Annotated in this window: 1 rRNA gene; it reads left to right on the forward strand. The window is 49.6% G+C overall.

What is annotated here, in order from left to right:
* Window positions 1–136 precede the first annotated feature (136 nt).
* Window positions 137–3,060, forward strand: a 23S ribosomal RNA gene (locus tag FC26_RS04280).
* Window positions 3,061–3,124: the final 64 nt, after the last annotated feature.

Genomic DNA, 3,124 nt, shown 5'->3' on the forward strand with positions numbered 1-3,124 from the left:
ACTTTGAAAACTAAATAATATCGAAATATTTTTTTAAAACAACCGAGAACACCGCGTTATTTGAGTTTTTTAATGAATTACATTACATCGCGTAATACTCAATTAATCTGTGGCGACCACGACGTGGTCAAAGCAAGGTTAAGTTATAAAGGGCGCATGGTGAATGCCTTGGTACTAGGAGCCGATGAAGGACGGGACTAACACCGATATGCTTCGGGGAGTGGTAAGTACACTTTGATCCGGAGATTTCCGAATGGGGAAACCCAACTAACTTAGTCGTTAGTTACTACTTAGTGAATACATAGCTAAGCAGAGGTAGACGCAGTGAACTGAAACATCTAAGTAGCTGCAGGAAGAGAAAGAAAAATCGATTCCCTGAGTAGCGGCGAGCGAAACGGGAAAAGCCCAAACCAACGAGCTTGCTTGTTGGGGTTGTAGGACTGAACATTTGAGTTACCAAAGTAAGACGTAGTCGAAATAGCTGGGAAGCTATATCAGAGAGGGTGATAATCCCGTAGACGAAACGGCTTACTCTCAGTTCAGGATCCTGAGTACGGCGGAACACGTGAAATTCCGTCGGAATCCGGGAGGACCATCTCCCAAGGCTAAATACTCCCTAGTGACCGATAGTGAACCAGTACCGTGAGGGAAAGGTGAAAAGCACCCCGGAAGGGGAGTGAAATAGTTCCTGAAACCATGTGCCTACAAACAGTGGGAGCCCGTTAATGGGTGACCGCGTGCCTATTGTAGAATGAACCGGCGAGTTACGATTGCATGCCAGGTTAAGGTGGAAAAACCGGAGCCGTAGCGAAAGCGAGTCTGAAATGGGCGTATGAAGTATGTTGTTGTAGACCCGAAACCAGGTGACCTACCCATGTCCAGGTTGAAGGTGCGGTAAAACGCACTGGAGGACCGAACCCGTGTCAGTTGAAAATGGCTGGGATGAGGTGTGGGTAGCGGTGAAATTCCAAACGAACTTGGAGATAGCTGGTTCTCTCCGAAATAGCTTTAGGGCTAGCCTCGGAATAAGAATCATGGAGGTAGAGCACTGTTTGGACTAGGGGCCCGTCTTGGGTTACTGAATTCAGATAAACTCCGAATGCCATTGATTTATGTCCGGGAGTCAGACGGTGAGTGATAAGATCCATCGTCAAAAGGGGAACAGCCCAGATCACCAGTTAAGGTCCCAAAATATATGCTAAGTGGAAAAGGATGTGGAGTTGCTTAGACAACTAGGATGTTGGCTCAGAAGCAGCCATCATTTAAAGAGTGCGTAATAGCTCACTAGTCGAGTGATCCTGCGCCGAAAATGTACCGGGGCTAAGCATATTACCGAAACTGTGGATGCATCCGTAAGGATGCGTGATAGGAGAGCGTTCTAAGGGCAATGAAGTCAGACCGTGAGGACTGGTGGAGCGCTTAGAAGTGAGAATGCCGGTATGAGTAGCGAAAGACAAGTGAGAATCTTGTCCACCGAATGACTAAGGTTTCCTGGGGAAGGCTCGTCCTCCCAGGGTAAGTCGGGACCTAAGTTGAGGCCGAAAGGCGTAGACGATGGATAACAGGTTGATATTCCTGTACCAGTTAACTGTGTTTGAACGATGGAGGGACGCAGGAGGCTAAGCAAACCAGACTGTTGGATATGTCTGGCCAAGCAGCAAGTCTTGATTAGAGTGAAATGCTTTAATCTATACGGACAAGTTGTGATGGGGAGCGAAATTTAAGTAGCGAAGTTGCCGATGTCACACTGCCGAGAAAAGCTTCTAGTGAATAGTTAACTGCCCGTACCGCAAACCGACACAGGTAGTCGAGGAGAGAATCCTAAGGTGAGCGAGTGAACTCTCGTTAAGGAACTCGGCAAAATGACCCCGTAACTTCGGGAGAAGGGGTGCTGCACGTCAGTGCAGCCGCAGTGAATAGGCCCAGGCGACTGTTTATCAAAAACACAGGTTTCTGCAAAATCGTAAGATGAAGTATAGGGGCTGACGCCTGCCCGGTGCTGGAAGGTTAAAAGGATGGGTTAGCTTCGGCGAAGCTCAGAATTGAAGCCCCAGTAAACGGCGGCCGTAACTATAACGGTCCTAAGGTAGCGAAATTCCTTGTCGGGTAAGTTCCGACCCGCACGAAAGGCGTAACGATCTGGGCACTGTCTCAACGAGAGACTCGGTGAAATTGATATACCTGTGAAGAAGCAGGTTACCCGCGACAGGACGGAAAGACCCCATGGAGCTTTACTGTAGCTTGATATTGAGTGTTTGTACCGCTTGTACAGAATAGGTAGGAGCCGTAGAGGCCGGGACGCTAGTTTCGGCGGAGGCATTAGTGGGATACTACCCTCGCTGTATGACCACTCTAACCCGCACCACTCATCGTGGTGGGAGACAGTGTCAGGTAGGCAGTTTGACTGGGGCGGTCGCCTCCTAAAAAGTAACGGAGGCGCCCAAAGGTTCCCTCAGAATGGTTGGAAATCATTCGCAGAGTGTAAAGGCACAAGGGAGCTTGACTGCGAGACAGACAGGTCGAGCAGGGACGAAAGTCGGGCTTAGTGATCCGGTGGTACCGTATGGAAGGGCCATCGCTCAACGGATAAAAGCTACCCTGGGGATAACAGGCTTATCTCCCCCAAGAGTCCACATCGACGGGGAGGTTTGGCACCTCGATGTCGGCTCATCGCATCCTGGGGCTGTAGTCGGTCCCAAGGGTTGGGCTGTTCGCCCATTAAAGCGGTACGCGAGCTGGGTTCAGAACGTCGTGAGACAGTTCGGTCCCTATCCGTCGCGGGCGCAGGAAATTTGAGAGGAGCTGTCCTTAGTACGAGAGGACCGGGATGGACATACCGCTGGTGTACCAGTTGTTCCGCCAGGAGCATAGCTGGGTAGCTACGTATGGATGAGATAAACGCTGAAAGCATCTAAGTGTGAAACTCGCCTCGAGATGAGATTTCCCATCTTCCTTCGGGAAGAGTAAGACCCCTCAGAGATGATGAGGTAGATAGGTTGGAAGTGGAAGTGCAGTGATGCATGGAGCGGACCAATACTAATCGGTCGAGGACTTAACCAAGCAGCGGTGAAGGCTGTTAAGAAAAAGAGTAGATATTATTTAGTTTTGAGAGCGCAAGTTCTCA

Origin of the sequence: Paucilactobacillus vaccinostercus DSM 20634, from assembly GCF_001436295.1 — a bacterium.
In the GTDB taxonomy this organism is placed as follows: Bacteria; Bacillota; Bacilli; order Lactobacillales; family Lactobacillaceae; genus Paucilactobacillus; species Paucilactobacillus vaccinostercus.